We start from the raw sequence: 16,953 nt of genomic DNA on the forward strand, positions 1-16,953 counted from the left end.
TGTCCAGAATTACCTTCTAAACAGGATATATTATATCAAAAACACATCATAATAAAGATAGCCTCTTTTTTCCTTTGTAGATTTTTTTGTTAAATACCATCAAAACATTCCATTGTAGGGCTTTAAAGAGATAAAGATTCTAATCTAGTTTCTTAAATTTTGCCAAAGGCATAGTATAGCCATAGTTATCCTTTCTCCTTTAGTAGCCATTGGGTTGGGGCTGAGAAGACCTGATATATACGAATTTCAAGGATTGTATGTGTGAAAGAAAATTCAAAGTGCAAGAGTTTAAAGATGGGTCTTAGTTTAACAGGGCCTTTTAGTATTTTATTGGCATTTTCAACCACATATTGTTCTTTAAAGAGAGAGAAAACCTTATCCATAGGATATTCTTGTGCTTCAAGGCTTGTCCCAATAACATATACCCCATAGAGCATCTGTTCTTTGTTCAAAAGATTTTCGTCTATTGAAAAAACTACCTTTATGGGTTTTTTCTTTTCATCTTCAAAAATCTTATAGGAATAAAACCTTCCATAGCCTGGATACTTACCAAGTAGGATTTTTATCCTTTTTTCTATTATTCTTCTATTGTTCTGTAACGAGGACGACCAAGATTGGTGCGGAAAATGGGAATTTTAACATTTAACTCATGCAAATCACCTACTATTCCTTTCCTCCAAATCAACAACTCTCTATAAGATTTAATCTTCTGATCACTCACTACTGGCCACTGGTCAGTTTTTCTCTATTGACCTGCTTTCCTTACAGGGTGAATAGTTACTAATTATGGAGGTTTCCCAATTTTGCCTAAAACACTTACTTAATTCCTGATATGCTATAGATGTTTCTGGGAGAGAAAGGAAGGAAAGGTTTTCATCCTCGTATTTTTGGAGCATTGGATCAAGTGGAATAGCACCCAAAAAGGGAATGTCTGTTTTAACCCAATTGGGTATCTCATTCATTTTATTTCCAATTAAATAAACTTTTCCTACATCATTTTCAAGCTCTTTTATAAGGGATATTATGGTTTGGGCTGTAATGAGGCTCCTTTTTGAGGGGTCAATAACAATAAACATAATATCAACGAATGCATCTGTCTGTCTGCTTATATGCTCAATCCCTGCCTCATTATCTATGACAATATAATCATAAGATTTTGTAACTGTCTTTAATTTTTCCCTCAAGGCATTATTAACAGAGCAATAGCATCCCTTCCCTTCTTTTCTTCCCATAGCCAAAAGGTCAATTTTTCCCTCAGATATTGCCATATTTATCCCATATTCAAGGAAGGAAAACAAATCCATTGAATTGGGTTTGTCTTTTTTCGCAGATTCCCTTAATTGACCAAGGGTTTTAGGAGCATCCATTCCTAAAAGAAAGTGTAGATTAAAGGAAGGGTCAGCATCAACAGCAAGAATAGAACCTTTTTTTAAAGAAAGGAGGTATTTGATTATGAGACTTGTTATTGTTGTCTTTCCAACGCCTCCCTTTCCAGATATAGCAATTACATAAGCCATATAACAAATATTGCATTATTTTAGCCCATCAATCAGGTATTGTTAATAATCAAGCGGGATTTTTTAACCCCTGCCAAACTGCCTTTTTCAGCCTGATTAGTTTTGTTTGTGTTTGCAATGTATGCTTCTTTTCTCTTTAACAATGCATATTCTATGGCATCAATTAAGGCATGGCAGGAGGCATCAATGATGTTTTCTGAGACGCCGACAGTTCCCCAAGAACCTTTTTTATCTGATGATTCTATAAGAACCCGAACCTTTGCCGCTGTCCCCTCCTTTGTGTCAAGGACCCTAACCTTATAATCTGTAAGATGGACACCCAAAAGCTCTGGATAGAATGGATACAAAGCCTTTCTTATTGCCTTGTCAAGGGCATTTACAGGACCATCTCCCTCTGCCACTGTATATTCCTCCTTTCCTTCTACCTCAATTTTTACGGTTGCCTTTGATGTAAGCCTTCCTCCTTCATTTTCAACAATAACGCCGTATTCCTTTATATTAAAGGATGGTTTATATAAACCTAATGCCTTATCTATCAATAACTCAAAAGAGCCATCTGCTGCCTCAAATTGATAGCCCTGATTCTCCATCTCCTTTACAATCTTTAAAACCTTCTTTGTCTCTTCTTTTGAAAAGCTAATCTGGTATTCAGATGCCTTATGGATTATAGAGCTTGTTCCTGCAAGCTCTGAAACAATCATCTTCCTTGTATTTCCAACAAGCTCTGGGTTTATATGCTCATAAGTCTCTGGGTGCTTCATCACAGCGCTACTATGGACGCCAGCCTTGTGAGCAAATGCAGATTGACCAACATATGGCTGATGTGGACTGTGAGCAATATTTGCTATCTCAGAGATAATCCTGGATGTCTCTGTAAGGCTTTTTAATTTCTCCTCCTTTATTGTTAAAATCCCAAGTTTATAGAGGTTTGGAATTAGTGTTATAAGATTTGCATTCCCACACCTTTCTCCATATCCATTCATTGTTCCTTGAACCTGTCTACATCCAGCCATTACAGCAGAAATGCTATTTGCTACAGCAAGCTCTCTATCATTGTGTGTATGGATGCCCAAGGGAAAATTTGTTTTTAATTCCTTGATAATTTTTTCTATTTCTTCAGGATATGAACCGCCATTTGTATCACAGAGAATAGCAATTTCACAACCGCCATTTATTGCTACCTCTATAACCCTTTTTGCATATTTTGGATTATCCTTATAGCCATCAAAGAAATGCTCGCAATCAAAGAATACCCTTTTTCCTTTTTTTCTTAAAAATTTTATAGAGCCCTCAACAATTTCAAGATTTCTATCAAGGGATACCCTCAAAACATTTTTTATATGGAAAGGAGAGGTTTTTCCAAAGATTGTTATAATTTCTGTCTTTGCATCAATTAAACCTTGTAAATTTAAATCTTCATCTGGTTTATATTTTGGATGTGCTGTTGAACCAAAGGCAACAATCTTTGAAGATTTTAGCCTTTCTTTTTTTATTTCCTTAAAAAACAATTCATCTTTAGGATTTGAAGATGGCCATCCTCCCTCAATATAAGAAATTTCAAGGTTATCCATGATTCTTGCTATGGCAATTTTATCTTGAAGGGAAAATGATATTCCATCCATTTGGCAACCATCCCTTAAGGTTGTATCATAAAGCTCTATTTTCATTTTTGTTTTGCATTTTTAAGTTTTAAAAGACCTTGATTTTATACCCTATCTTCACTATTCTTGAGGGATTTCCTCCAAAGAGGTCTATAGCACAAATAGAAAGGTCAAGGTTTTCTGCAAGTAAAAATTTTGTTCCTAAGTTAAACCCTGCTTTTTTATTTTCACTCCCACTATCAATTGGAATACTTTCTACTTCAGCTAGAAGGATGAATTTACCTCCTAATGCTAGCTCAGTTCCAGAGAATAATGAAAACCCCCCCTTTTCATAATCCTCTACATCAACAAGAAATCCAAAGCTTAAATTATGCTTAAGGTCAAATAAAATAATAGGCTTTGTAGCCACAAGATATAGCCCCTTTAAACCTTTTATCCTTTTTCCTTCCCATCTTTTCTTATATCCATAGGGGTCATAGTAGCCTAAAGAGATACTTGGTATTTTTTCATTTCCAGATGTACACTTTACCTTAAGAAAAAGGAGTAAAGGAAGGCTTGTTTCTATCTTTTCATCTCCAATGGCATTTTGCATATCCAGAGGAACACCAACAAATACATTATTAGAAAGCCCTAATCCAGAATTCATTACTAATCCACCATTGTCATAGATTCTGAAGGAAAGGGAAAGGTCTCCTTTTTTTAATGTTTCTGCATTAGGAATATTGACAAGGTCAATAGGATAGGCAAATCTTGCAAGTAAGAAGGCACAAAGGCACAAAGGCACAAAGGCACAAAGTTTTAATAGTTTTGACTTTTGATTTTTTATTAAATTCTTACCACACTTTTGACTTTTGAGTTTTGAATTTTGCGTTTTTATCATACCTTTTCAATTGGAAGGGCAAGGGATGTTTGTGTTTCTGCAACCTCTTGAAATTGTATTATAAATTCAGCTGCATCCCTTTCATTATCTGCTTCAAAGATTAACAAAAGCTCTGGCTTTCCAAATAGAAAAAGGCTCTCTTTTATATTAATTGTATTAGGTATCTTTGCATATTTCAGGAATACCTCAAGGGCTTCCCTTGTTTTTCCTGGAAGGGTATTTAAGGTTGTAACAAAAAGCATCTTACCTTGAATTCTTTATTACCTCAAGGACATTGATAAATTCAGAAAGACCTGAATCTGGAACAACAATAGAATTCCTTTTTCCTGATGACTTCTCAACAATCCTTAAAAACTTTCCATTTGGATTCTCCTTATATTCAAAGAAGAATATCTTTGATTCAATGTCAAGTCTTTTGCTTAAGATTTCCTTATCTGGATTCTTCATTATTAAAAAATTATAATAACTTCCATAATATTTAGCAAGTATTTTTAATTTACAATTTAGAATTTACAATTTAAAATTTTTATATGGCTCTTTTTGTTTTCTTTTTTTCCCTTTTTGTCTATCTTTTTACCCTTACACCATCTGTTGGCCTCCACGATTCAGGGGATATGACAACAGCCTCTTTTATTCTTGGGATTTGTCATCCAACCGGCTATCCACTTTATATGATTTCAGGACATGTTTTTTCAAGCCTTATTCCCATTGGAAGCATTGCCTTTAGGATGAATTTTCTCTCCTCCCTCTCTGCTTCGCTATGTGTGATGTTTGTTTATTTTATTATATTAGATATAACAGGAAAGAAAGCTTCTGCTATTTCTTCCTCACTTATCCTTGCATTTGTTCAAAGATTCTGGGAACAAGCTGTTATCGCAGAAAAATATACCCTGAATGGCTTATTTTTCAGCCTTCTCACATTCCTTTTAATTAAAAGAAAATGGCTCTTGTTTAGCTTCCTTCTTGGTCTTTCTTTTGCTCATCATACACAAACAATGTTTCTTATTCCAGGAAGCATTTTCTTTATCATTATGGTATTATTAAGGCACAAAGGCAAAGGCACAAAGGCACAAAGGCACAAAGGCACAAAGAAAAAAACTATACTGCCTCAACTCCTCATCCTTTCAAAAATGGCTTTACTTTTTATCCTTCCCCTATTGCTTTGGTTTTACCTTCCTATAAGGGCATCTTGTAATCCTCATCTAAATTGGAATATGCCAAAGGACATAATGGGATTTAAGCTTCATATCACAGGCTTTGGATATACTGGGTTATTCTCCCTTCCTACATTTATAAAGGTATTGGAGCATTTAAAGGATAGGGTTTCTCCTTTGTTTCTTTCACAATTTACCATAATTCCCCTTATCTTTGCTCTGGCTGGTTTGGTTCTTCTTTTTAAAAAAAATATCTTTTTCTTTTTCTTTTGTCTCCTTACCATTGCCTTTAACATCTATATGGCAATTGGCTATAATATCCCAAATATTGAGGATTATTATATCCCATCCTTTATCTACATAGGCATATTTGCAGGGTTTTGTTTTTCAGCCCTTCCAAAAAGGCTTTCTCTAATATGCCTTCTCATTCCCTTAATTCCTTTAATTACCCATTTTAATTTTTGCAACAGGAGGGATTATTATATCATTTATGATCACACATTAGGCTTAATGGATTCTTTAAAGAAAAACCCTGTTTCCCTTTACACAATGGATTACAATATATTTCCATTATGGTATCTTCTTCATATTGAGGAAAGAAGAAAAGATATTTCACCAATTTTATACCCATATTTTCACCAGGATTGGGCATTACACAGCCTCCTTCAGGATAAGCCCTATCTCAATATGGATAAATCTTTTTCAAGGGATAAGCCATTATCCGAGCTTGATGCCATATTAAAGAGAAGGTTTGAAACCCTGGTTTTAAACAACTCGGATACGCCAATTTACCTTGATTTTAAAGGATGGATACCAGAAGGGTTTATCCATATTCCATCTGGTTTTGTATTCAGAATTGCACCCTTAAATTCCGATATTGAAAAGGAGCTTGACGAAAGCATTCCAAATTTTAGGATAAGAAAGATTGAAAAAATAAAGGAAGGAAGGATGTTGGGGATGATTTTAGAATATTCAAAGGCTTATAAGGAAAGGGGAAGCCTTTATAATATCCTTGGAAGGCATAATAAGGCTTTAAATGAATACCTTAAGGCAATAGCTCTAAACCAAAATGACCCCTTAATTTACAGAGACCTAGGAAGGACATATATTGTTTTAGGAAAATATAATGAGGGAGAGAGGGCTTTAAAGAATGCCTTGTCAATAAAGAAAGATTATGCTGATGCTTATTCTGACCTTTCTGTTATTTACCTTAAGATGAATAAAAAAGAGGAGGCAATTTCTTTATTAAAAAAGGCATTACAAATAGACCCAAACCATTTTGAAGCAAAGAAAAACCTTTCAATCATCTTAAGAAAATAAAATCTATCGCAATTTATTTGATTATCCCAATCTTTCCAAAGACCTCATCCTTTCCCTTTTTTAACTGGTAGAAATATACGCCTGCTGCTACATCACCAACATTCCTTCAAGGGATAAGCCATTATCCGAGCTTGATGCCATATTAAAGAGAAGGTTTGAAACCCTGGTTTTAAACAACTCGGATACGCCAATTTACCTTGATTTTAAAGGATGGATACCAGAAGGGTTTATCCATATTCCATCTGGTTTTGTATTCAGAATTGCACCCTTAAATTCCGATATTGAAAAGGAGCTTGACGAAAGCATTCCAAATTTTAGGATAAGAAAGATTGAAAAAATAAAGGAAGGAAGGATGTTGGGGATGATTTTAGAATATTCAAAGGCTTATAAGGAAAGGGGAAGCCTTTATAATATCCTTGGAAGGCATAATAAGGCTTTAAATGAATACCTTAAGGCAATAGCTCTAAACCAAAATGACCCCTTAATTTACAGAGACCTAGGAAGGACATATATTGTTTTAGGAAAATATAATGAGGGAGAGAGGGCTTTAAAGAATGCCTTGTCAATAAAGAAAGATTATGCTGATGCTTATTCTGACCTTTCTGTTATTTACCTTAAGATGAATAAAAAAGAGGAGGCAATTTCTTTATTAAAAAAGGCATTACAAATAGACCCAAACCATTTTGAAGCAAAGAAAAACCTTTCAATCATCTTAAGAAAATAAAATCTATCGCAATTTATTTGATTATCCCAATCTTTCCAAAGACCTCATCCTTTCCCTTTTTTAACTGGTAGAAATATACGCCTGCTGCTACATCACCAACATTCCATTCCCATATCCCACTTGTTGGAATAATATCTTCTTTTTTCAAGATAAGCTCACCTCCTGAATTGAATATCCTGATGGTAATTGGTGATGGAAGCCTTTTTTCTGAATTTACAGGCGATGAAGGGTCGCCAAATGTTATCTTTCCCTTATGCTTGTCCTTTTCCCAAGCCTTATATGGATTTGGAAATACAGGAACCTTCTTTAAAACAGAAGATGCACCCGAATTTCCAAGGGGTGCAAACACAGAAAGATGATTTGTCGTTCCGATTAAAATATTGGAAGAAGGATTTACAAAAGATGCAATTTCCTTCCATCCTTCCTCATAAACATAAATCTTCAGGGTTCTTTCGTCTATGTTTGTCCCATCAACAATATGGTCATTATCTTTGTCATTGTATGGAATTTCAATAACAATAGAGCAAGAGGCAAGTGTTTGCGTGCTTGCTGTAATAGATAGCCCAAAGCCAATATTTCCAGAAGGTAGGCTAATTGTCCCTATATTTGTTTCTACATCAATCCTATATGGTTGATTAAATGAGCCCTGTTTTATGGTAATTGTTCCTATAGATGAGATAAGCTTGCAATCCAAACATGGTGTTCCAAGCACATAGACAGAAATTTCCTGTTTAACTGAACTTGCCTGAAACCTTATTGTATCGCTTCCCATTTGAGAAATCTTTGCCTTGTATTTTGTAAAATTAGATGTTGTTCCATAGGTAATTGCCTGCAAAGAATCAGAGATGTAAATGTAGCCTGGATCAACTAAATTATTAAAGCGGTCATAGCAATAAATGTCTAAATCAAAATAGGAGCCAATAACAATGTCGCTTAATGTCCCAATCCTTAATGATTGCAAAAATGATGGCTTAACAAAAAAGCTCGTTGTTGCTATGATACTCCCTGCTGTAATTGTTGCTGTATATGTTCCTGATTTATCAAAGATTAAAGAGAATGTTAGGCTTCCTGTTATTGTGTATGTTTGAGCTGTCTGCGAATAATCTGATGTGAATGTAGCTGAGCTTATAAAATTTGGCGTATGATTTCCAAAGGAGTCATAGGATATACAGGTAAAAACAAAAACCTCCCCTGCCTCATCTCCCTCTTTTAGAGAAAGGGAAAGATTTTTTGTCTCTCCCTCTATAAATTTTATCTCTATTTCTTCTACATAATTACAAGTTGCCCTAATTCTTTTTATCTCAGCCTTTCTTGAGCTTAAAATATTTGTTGCTGTTCCATCCTTTGTTATTGATGTTGACAATAAAGAGCCTGTTCCATCCATAATCTTCCAATGGACAATTACGCCGTCAGATACAGGATTTCCAAATTCATCTGTGATATAGGCAAGTATTGTTGTTGTTCCAATATCACAAGAAGCAGGGTTTGAATAAAGATAAACCCTTGATGCAGAAGCTGGCTCTATAAATATTGTTGTAGAGCCAAATATTGAGGAAAGGTTTGTATCGTAAGCTGTAATTGTCTTTGTTCCAGATGTTATAAAGGATATTGTAAAGCTTCCCAGACCATTTATCATTGGGATATTAGAGCCAAATATTCTTATGGTTGAGTTATAAGAGGGGGCAAAAGCACCAAATTTATCTAATGCCTTAATACTAAAAATACAATCCTCTCCTGCTTTTTTTGTAGATGAGCCTTCAATATTTAAGCTTGATGCACCAAGGATAAAAATTGTTGATGTTGCCATAGCCCCATTAGAATTTGCAAAAATATATCCTGTTGTCCCTAATGTTCCTGCGATAAATACGGTGTAGGTGCCTATATCTTGGGATAAAGTTCCAATTCCAAAGGTTGTGCTCCAAGTAGATATTCTATCCAAATGCCATCCCCATTCATCAAAGCAATTAGCTATAAATGTAGCTTCTCCCAAATCAGAAAGATAGATAAAAGATGGTGATATTTCAATCCTTTTAACACTTGCACCAATAAAAAAGCAATCTGTCAGGGTCTCTGGATAATAACCATCATTTATAAGAACAAGGCTATATGTTCCAGGTGGAGAGGATTTAATGTTAAATACAAATTCAATTGTGGTTGAGGCTGTAATTGTTGAAAAGACACCAAAGATTTTATCAGAGCCTTTCAAGAGGTATGATGTTGTATTGGTTGAAAATTCTTCTCCTTCAATGGTAATAGAAATTATCCCTGTATTTTCTCCTATATTTGGTGTAATGCTTCCTATTTTTGGTGGAATTCCTCCCTTAAAATCAAATGTTTTTCCCTCTGAAATAAATGATGTAATCAATTCTGGTCTAAACCTATATTTTTCCTTACATAGTGTAATTGTATAGGTTCCTTGATAGGTAAGCAAAATATAGTATGAGCCAGATAGGTCTGTTGTGGTTGATGTTGAATAATCGCCTGTAATAGTTATGGTTGCATTATCTATAGGGCTATAGCCCTCTGTTGTTATAGAACCTTTAAGGAAAAGGAGGCTTGCCGAGAATTCTACAATAGAGTTTGGGTTATAAAAGCCAATAAATAGGTCTTTTTTAGATGGATTAAATCCATAGTATTCTTTTTCAGGTTTTATAGTATAGGAGCCTGAATGAAAAATATCAAAGGAATAATAGCCATTGCTATCTGTTGTGGTGGTTGCTTCTCTATAGCCTGAAAGGGAGACAGAAACACTTGCAAATGGGCTTTCTTCCAGGGTTATTGTTCCGCAGAGGGAAAGGGGAGATCCAGATACATTATGAATTATGCTTGGATTGCCATAATTTATAGTAAATATTGCTTCCTCATAATCAAAGCCAAAACCCTGTTTTTCAACAGAGATGGTATATTCCCCAGGGAGTGAAACATCAAAATAATAAGAGCCTGTATCTGTAATGGTGGTAGAACCAATATTAGAAATAGAAAGAACAGAATCTGTAGCCGGATTTCCATCTATGGTTACCGAGCCTTTGATAAACATATGCCTTCCATAAAAATTCTCTATCCTTCCTCCATTTAATATAGAGATAGTTTTTGTAGCAGGGCTAAAGATATAGAATTCCTTTATTGGCTCTAAAATGTATGTTCCATTTTCAGAAAGCTCAAAAATATATGAGCCAGAGCTATCTAAGAGGGTTGTTTTTGTCTCTTTCCCTGTCAATGTAATGGTTGCACCTTCAAGAGGAGCCCCGTTTTCTGTTATAGAACCTTTAATATAGAGGTAATTTCCCTGAAAGTTAATCTGCTCATAGCTTGGAAAGTCTTCTGAGATAATTAAGGTTTGGGGAGGAGAAAAAACATAAAATTGCTTTTCTGGCTTTAAGGTATATGTTCCCGTCTTGGAAAGCTCAAAGAGATAAGAACCAGAGCTATTAGATAATGTTGTTTTTGTTTCTTCTCCTGTTAATGTAATGGTTGCTCCTTCAAGCCCGGCTAAATTCTCGGTTATTGAGCCTTTGATGTAAAGATGGCTTCCTTCGAAAACAATATCATCCCTTGATAATGAAAGGAATGTAGTAAAGGAGGAAGGCTTAAATAGATAAAAATCCCTTGTAGGAATAAGGGTATGCGTTCCCTCAAGGAGATTTTCAAAGAAAAACCTTCCCTCGATATTGGTGGTTGAGCTTGCTTGGGTTTCTAAAATTGTTATAATTGTATCCTTTGTGGCTGTGCCCCTTATGTAAAATGGCTCATACAGGCAATAAACCTTGTTGTTATTGGCAATGAGAATATCATCATCGCTATCACCATCTATATCGCCTGTTGAAAGGGAATATGTACCAGCAATCGTCAATGAGCCAAAGGATGATGTGCCTTTGAGGAAAAGGATTGTATCTGTTCCACAAATTATTGGCTCAAGGAAACCATCGCCATTTATATTGCCAATGCCTATAGAATTTCCGCTGTAATCTATAGTTTCTGTTAGACTTCCAAAATCTGTATTTGTTCCATAGAATATGTATGTTTTATCCCCTCCAATAACAAGGTCATAGAAGCCATCATTATTTATATCTCCTCCAGAGAGGCAGGAATATGAACCAGCAAAAAAGGAAGAACCAGCAATATAAGGATAGGTAGATGAACCCCAATAAATGATGAGACCTCCATCCAATATGGTTGCAATATCGCCAAAGCCATCCTTGTTTATGTCTCCTATAATAGATTCTTTACCAGGTAGGCTTAAGGTTTTTATAGGACTTACATAATCTCCAAGGAAGAGATAAATTGTCTTGCTATCTTTTGCAGAAATAACTATATCATCAAACCAATCACCATTTATTCTTCCTGTAGCTATGGAATAGCCAAATTTTTCATTTTCAATTTCTCCTAAAAGCTCTATTCCTTCATTTAATTCAAGATGAACCTCATGCCGATCTATTGGGCATTCAATTATATAAACCTTGCCACAAGTTCCTGCCTCAGGGCAACCAATAATTAAATCCTTATTTTCCTTGCCATTTATATCACCCAAGGCTAATGAAAATCCAATCTTTTCACCTTCTCTACCAAATACTTTGTAATTTGCCAAATCTATAGAAATTGTTCCTTTGTGGTTTTCAGAAAATATATAAACCCTGTTGTCATCTGGCACACCCATAGCGATATCAGGGTTTGTATCGGGATTAAAATAGCAAGGCAGGGAAGATGAAACATTATTTGTCCCCTCAATAATAAACCCCTTTTCTAAAGAAAGCTCAAAGCCAAAACAAGGAAGGGCTAATAGGACAAAAAATCCAAGATGTTTCATTATTTAAATATACCAGATTTTTTCTAAAATGTCAAAATTAAAATGAAAATTGGTCTTTTGTTCTTAAAATAGAAGAGGGAGCTTTTTGGGAAGGCTCCTCTTTTGTTGAAACCTCCTCTTCTTTTGGCACATATTCCTCCATAATAACATCCTTTCCAGAGTATATCCCCCTTATATTTAGCTTAAATTCCTCAGGATTTGTTGAAGCAGAGAGGGCATCGTCATAGCTTACCATTCCCCTTTGATAAAGGCCTATTAAGGATTGATTAAATGTCTGCATTCCATAAAATCCACCATCAGCAATAGCAGAAGGGATTTGGGAGATTTTATTCTCCTCAATAAGCTTTCTAATAAAAGGCGTAACAACCAAAACCTCACATCCAGGAACCCTTCCCTCTATATCACACCTTGGAAGAAGACGCAAGGAAATAATTGCCTTAAGGCATAAGACAAGCTGCATCCTTATTTGGTTATGCTGATATGGTGGAAAGAAGTTTATTATCCTCTCCAATGTCTGGGTTGCATCCAAAGTATGCATTGTTGTAAGAACAAAGTGTCCTGTTTCAGCAGCAGATAAAGCAGCTTGAAGGCTTGTTATATCCCTCATCTCGCCAACCATTATTACATCTGGATTCTGTCTGACAACATGTATTAAGGCATCATTAAAGGATAGGGTATCCATTTCAACCTCCCTTTGATTGATAATGGAAAGGGCATCCCTGTGGAGAAATTCAATAGGGTCTTCTACAGTCACAATATGGCATCTTCTTTGTTTGTTTATATGGTCTACCATAGATGCAAGGGTTGTGGATTTTCCAGAGCCTGTTACACCTGTTACAATGATTATTCCCCTTTCTGTTTCAGCAAGCTCCCTTATCACCTCAGGGAGATTTAAGTCTTCAAATGGTGGGATATTAAATGGAACAAGCCTTAAAGCCATAGCTATTGAGTTTCTCTGTCTAAATATATTGATTCTAAATCTTCCCAATCCTGAGGCAGAATATGCAAGGTCTTGCTCCATCTTCTCTTCAAAATTCTTTCTTTGCTTTTCATTCATCACAGAGTATGCAAAACTCTCTGTTTCTTGAGGTGTAAGCCTCCTTTCCTTCCATTTTTCAGATTGCAGGTTAACAAGCCTTCCCGCAACCCTTACCACAGGAGGGCTTCCAACCTTAATAAAAAGGTCTGATGCCTTTGCCTCAACCATAAGGCCTAAAAGCTCTTCTATAGATTCCTCTGGGTTCATTTAGTTAGAGTATAAAAACTAAGGATATATTTTGTAAAGATTTAAGAAAGTAAATTTTCATAAAGCTTTTCTATATCACCTATCAACCTTTTGTCTGTATATTTTTTTGAAGATTCCTTTGCCTTTTCTCCCATAATCTTTGCCTTTTCTTTGTCTAAAAGAATAGTCTTTATACCATCTGCCAATGCTTTAGGGTTCTTTGAAGGAACAAGAATGCCACAATCGGAAGATACAAGGGTTGAGACACCTCCAACATTTGTTGCAACAACGGGAATTCCGGATGTCTGTGCCTCAATAATTGCAACGGGAAGCCCTTCATTTAATGAGGACAAAACAAAGCAGGTAAGGTCTGCATAGATAACATCAAGGTCTTTTCTAAACCCAAGAAAAAAAATATTTTTTTCTAAACCCAAGTCTTTAACCTTTTTCTCTAATCCCTGTCTAAGATAGCCATCACCAGCAATGACAAAAAAGACATCCTTAATTTCTTCCAGAACAATCCTTGCTCCTTCTAAAAATGTTGAAATATCTTTTATAGGAACAAGCCTTGCTATTGTTCCAATAAGGGGTTCTTGAGAAATCCCAAGCTCTTTCCTTAATATGCCTTTTTTTTCAGAAAGAGAATAAAATTTATCAAGGGGAAGGCCTAGAGGGATTACTATAACCTTATCCCTATTTCCTATGCCAAATTTCAAAATCTCATCCCTTTGGCTTTCTGTTAATGTAATTACCCTTGTTGAAATAATGGCAAGAAACCTTTCAATGATAATAAAAAATAGGGTTTTTAGCCTTCCAAAATATGAGTGTAGGGTGTGTCCATGGAATGTATGAATAATTATAGGAACGCCACAAAGCCATGCACAAAACCTTCCAATCATCCCTGCCTTGCTCAAATGTGTATGAACAATATCTGGCTTTACCTTTCTAATTATTCCAATAAGCTTAAAAAATGTAATAATATCCTTTATTGGAGAAATCTCCCTCTGAAGCTCTGGAATAAAGATTATATCAATATTTTTCTTTTTTGCCTCGTCTTGCATACTTCCCTCATCTTCCCCCTCCTTCCCAACTACAAGGAATGTCTTAAATTTATCAGAAGAAAGCCCGCTACTTAATAATATTGTATGGATAGAAGGACCTCCAATGTTAAGACGGGTAATTATCCTTAAAACTTTGTAATTATTCACCTTACCTGAATAGATACCAATTATTTTATAATTTATATTTTAAATTTACAACCCATTTTTTATTGAAACCCTCATTAGCTAAACATATACTTATTGCAATTTACTTTGGATTGTTGTATTATTGATTAAATTGAACAAACCCCTTATTGTTGATATAAAAAGGAATTCTTATGAAGATGGGCCTGGTATAAGGACAACAATATTTTTCAAGGGATGCCCACTTTCCTGTATATGGTGTCATAACCCAGAATGTCAATCAATGGATGCAGAAATTGGATTTTTTCAAAAAAGGTGTATATCCTGCTTTGAGTGTGAAAGGGTTTGTAAAAATAATGCAATTACAAGGGATGCTTCAAGGGTCATAAGGAGCAAATGCAATCTCTGCTTTTCCTGCGTTGATGCCTGTCCAGGTAAGGCTATCCAACGGATTGGAAGATATTATGAAATTGATGAATTGCTAGAAATTATCTTAAGGGATGAGGTGTTCTATAAAACATCTAATGGCGGGATAACCCTATCTGGAGGTGAGCCAACATTATTTCCTGAATATATAAATCCCCTTTTGATAAGGCTTAAGGAGAAAAACATTCATATAGCTATTCAAACATCTGGTTTCTTTGAATATTCTATTTTTAAAAAGAAAATCTTTCCATATCTTAACTTATGTTTGTTTGATGTAAAGGTTATTAACCCAGATTTGCACAAAAAATATACAGGTCGTGATAACAAAAAAATCCTTGAAAACCTAATGCTCTTAAGCAAAGAAAATATCACCCTTATTGCGAGAACACCCATTATTCCAGGTTTTACAGATGGGGAAAATATCCTTGCAATCAAAGGCTTTCTTTCAAGCCTTTCTATAAAAGACTATGTCCTTCTTCCTTATAATCCATTAGGGGTCTTTAAAAATATACTAAAAATCAATTATAGTCAACACACTAAATCTTCATAGTAGGATAATTTTATTTGTATGTGTTTAAGCAAGTGAGAACAAGATGAAAGAAGGCACTTAAGACACAAAGGCACAGATTTATTTGTTACCTGCTTTGTCCCTTTGCCCCTTTGTGCCTAAATAACAAATATTCTGACAATTTATGAAAGATACTATAATTATAAATTTACAATTAAACAATTCGTTTCTGGCTCTTTAATGAGGAAGCTCGATACAATTAAGGAGGCTAAACACATACTTTTTTGACAAATCCTGAATTTTGTGTTATATTTAATTTAGGGTGAAAAGGTTTTTCTGGATATTTACTTTTGGTTTTTTGTGTAATGGATTTGGGATAGAACCACCTTCTATTGGCCATATTGCACCAACACTATAGTTGAATTGCGAAGATTTCTATAATAGGAGAGTGAACACCAAAGGGTTACAGCCGATAAATTATAAAGGTGTTGAGAAAGTTGATTTGCTTGACTAAAAACTTATATATTAGAGGTACATCTATGCTGAAGAAATTAGTGGTATTGGCGGCTACTACTACTATATGTTTAATTCCACTAATTGTATATAGTAATGAGGATAAGCAACCAACCTTAATTTTATCAAATGTTACGAATGTAGTCTTTTCACCAAATACCAGAAAGATTGTCTACTTGACCTTTGATTCTATAATGATTTTTGATAGAAACACAAGTGTTTTTAGTAAAAAAGAGCTGATTTCTGGTGTTTGCGAGGGATGGATGGTGTTTTCATTAAATGGTAAAAAGATTTACTATTATCTTGAATATCGCGAGGCCGGAAAAGAAAGCTATAGCGGTATATGGATGGTACCACTTGACAAAAGGACAAAACCAGAGAAAATATGTCCTGTTCGTCCTAATCAATGGGCTGTAAATGTAAGTTTTGTTAATAACCAAAAAATTATATATAGCACAGGATATGAAATAGTGGCTCTAAATTTATCAGAAAAAAAAGAGGAGGTATTAAAGGATACCGGAGGTTACTATCATCACTTTTTTGGGCTATCTCCTGATAAAAAGAAGATTGGCTATTTAGACAATTATGAGTTTGAAGGCCAAACAACATTGAGAATAATGGATTTAGATGGTAGCAATGACAGACTTTTAACCACTTTTAATCAAAATCCCAATGAAAACGATAGTAGTAAAGAGTTGGCTTATGATGATGGAGTCTGGGGAGCTGATTGGCTTTCAGATAAGAAGATTGTTTATACAGCCGGATATAGGTTTGGAACAATAGTTGAGGGAGGAAGCCTTTATGTGAAGGATATAGAGACAGGTAAAAGGATAAGCTTGGGTGCAGATAATGTTAATGTTTTTAAAACCTCGCCGGATGAAACTAAAATAGTTTATTCTCAATATTTTTATGATGAATATGACAATATTATAAAAAGGGAGCTTTGGATTATGGATACCAATGGGCAAAATAAAAAAAGGCTATGGGTTATAGAAAGAGGGTTTATAACAAGGATATTTTGGCCTAAAGGGAAGGAAATATTTTTCATCCTCTTAGGCCATGATGGTTACAACCTCTTTTCAATAAAGATGGATTAA

General features: G+C 34.9%; 13 protein-coding genes. 4 read left to right on the forward strand and 9 right to left on the reverse strand.

Annotated elements, in window-relative coordinates; genetic code table 11:
- Positions 1-185: 185 nt before the first annotated feature.
- The 6 genes from AB1630_01940 to AB1630_01965 all read right to left on the reverse strand — a co-directional run bounded on the left by AB1630_01940 (position 186) and on the right by AB1630_01965 (position 4,508).
- Positions 186-452, reverse strand: a complete 267-nt coding sequence (locus AB1630_01940) for a hypothetical protein (protein MEW6102572.1) — start codon at positions 450-452, stop codon at positions 186-188.
- Between the two features lie 282 nt (positions 453-734).
- A complete protein-coding gene (locus AB1630_01945) occupies positions 735-1,517 on the reverse strand; it encodes an AAA family ATPase (protein ID MEW6102573.1) in 783 nt (260 codons plus the stop codon).
- A 32-nt stretch (positions 1,518-1,549) separates the two neighbouring features.
- The gene (gene cimA, locus AB1630_01950; protein ID MEW6102574.1) at positions 1,550-3,184 is read right to left on the reverse strand and encodes a citramalate synthase; all 1,635 of its coding nucleotides are present in this window, start codon (positions 3,182-3,184) and stop codon (positions 1,550-1,552) included.
- A gap of 22 nt (positions 3,185-3,206) precedes the next feature.
- Positions 3,207-3,998, reverse strand: a complete 792-nt coding sequence (locus tag AB1630_01955) for a hypothetical protein (GenBank protein MEW6102575.1) — start codon at positions 3,996-3,998, stop codon at positions 3,207-3,209.
- Positions 3,995-4,240, reverse strand: a complete 246-nt coding sequence (locus AB1630_01960) for a DUF3303 family protein (GenBank protein ID MEW6102576.1) — start codon at positions 4,238-4,240, stop codon at positions 3,995-3,997. Before AB1630_01960 ends, AB1630_01955 begins: the two co-directional genes overlap by 4 nt.
- 1 nt (position 4,241) lies before the next feature.
- Positions 4,242-4,508 (reverse strand): DNA-binding protein, encoded by a 267-nt coding sequence (locus tag AB1630_01965; protein ID MEW6102577.1) that lies wholly within the window; start codon positions 4,506-4,508, stop codon positions 4,242-4,244.
- Positions 4,509-4,528: 20 nt separating this feature from the next.
- Between AB1630_01965 and AB1630_01970 the strand changes: the two genes are divergently transcribed.
- On the forward strand, positions 4,529-6,472 hold the full coding sequence (locus tag AB1630_01970) for a DUF2723 domain-containing protein (GenBank protein ID MEW6102578.1): 1,944 nt from the start codon (positions 4,529-4,531) through the stop codon (positions 6,470-6,472).
- A gap of 361 nt (positions 6,473-6,833) precedes the next feature.
- On the forward strand, positions 6,834-7,196 hold the full coding sequence (locus AB1630_01975) for a tetratricopeptide repeat protein (GenBank protein ID MEW6102579.1): 363 nt from the start codon (positions 6,834-6,836) through the stop codon (positions 7,194-7,196).
- Positions 7,197-7,209: 13 nt separating this feature from the next.
- On the opposite strand, the gene AB1630_01980 is transcribed toward AB1630_01975, so the two are convergent.
- From AB1630_01980 to AB1630_01990, 3 genes are read right to left on the reverse strand one after another with little or no spacing between them, the layout of a single operon-like run.
- A complete protein-coding gene (locus tag AB1630_01980) occupies positions 7,210-12,000 on the reverse strand; it encodes a hypothetical protein (protein MEW6102580.1) in 4,791 nt (1,596 codons plus the stop codon).
- 37 nt (positions 12,001-12,037) lie between these two features.
- Complete coding sequence (locus AB1630_01985) at positions 12,038-13,246, reverse strand: PilT/PilU family type 4a pilus ATPase (GenBank protein MEW6102581.1); 1,209 nt, start codon at positions 13,244-13,246, stop codon at positions 12,038-12,040.
- A gap of 41 nt (positions 13,247-13,287) precedes the next feature.
- Positions 13,288-14,433 (reverse strand): glycosyltransferase family 4 protein, encoded by a 1,146-nt coding sequence (locus tag AB1630_01990; GenBank protein MEW6102582.1) that lies wholly within the window; start codon positions 14,431-14,433, stop codon positions 13,288-13,290.
- Between the two features lie 121 nt (positions 14,434-14,554).
- Between AB1630_01990 and AB1630_01995 the strand changes: the two genes are divergently transcribed.
- Complete coding sequence (locus AB1630_01995; protein MEW6102583.1) at positions 14,555-15,385, forward strand: glycyl-radical enzyme activating protein; 831 nt, start codon at positions 14,555-14,557, stop codon at positions 15,383-15,385.
- Between the two features lie 497 nt (positions 15,386-15,882).
- On the forward strand, positions 15,883-16,953 hold the full coding sequence (locus tag AB1630_02000; GenBank protein ID MEW6102584.1) for a hypothetical protein: 1,071 nt from the start codon (positions 15,883-15,885) through the stop codon (positions 16,951-16,953).

This window comes from bacterium (assembly GCA_040753555.1).
Classification (GTDB): domain Bacteria; phylum UBA9089; class UBA9088; order UBA9088; family UBA9088; genus JBFLYE01.

Excerpts from the sequence above, each read along its gene's own strand:
- AB1630_01945 (MEW6102573.1), bottom strand. The coding sequence starts at position 1,517 with ATGGCTTATGTAATTGCTATATCTGGAAAGGGAGGCGTTGGAAAGACA.
- cimA (MEW6102574.1), bottom strand. The coding sequence starts at position 3,184 with ATGAAAATAGAGCTTTATGATACAACCTTAAGGGATGGTTGCCAAATG.
- AB1630_01955 (MEW6102575.1), bottom strand. The coding sequence starts at position 3,998 with ATGATAAAAACGCAAAATTCAAAACTCAAAAGTCAAAAGTGTGGTAAG.
- AB1630_01960 (MEW6102576.1), bottom strand. The coding sequence starts at position 4,240 with ATGCTTTTTGTTACAACCTTAAATACCCTTCCAGGAAAAACAAGGGAA.
- AB1630_01970 (MEW6102578.1), top strand. The coding sequence starts at position 4,529 with ATGGCTCTTTTTGTTTTCTTTTTTTCCCTTTTTGTCTATCTTTTTACC.
- AB1630_01975 (MEW6102579.1), top strand. The coding sequence starts at position 6,834 with ATGATTTTAGAATATTCAAAGGCTTATAAGGAAAGGGGAAGCCTTTAT.
- AB1630_01980 (MEW6102580.1), bottom strand. The coding sequence starts at position 12,000 with ATGAAACATCTTGGATTTTTTGTCCTATTAGCCCTTCCTTGTTTTGGC.
- AB1630_01985 (MEW6102581.1), bottom strand. The coding sequence starts at position 13,246 with ATGAACCCAGAGGAATCTATAGAAGAGCTTTTAGGCCTTATGGTTGAG.
- AB1630_02000 (MEW6102584.1), top strand. The coding sequence starts at position 15,883 with ATGCTGAAGAAATTAGTGGTATTGGCGGCTACTACTACTATATGTTTA.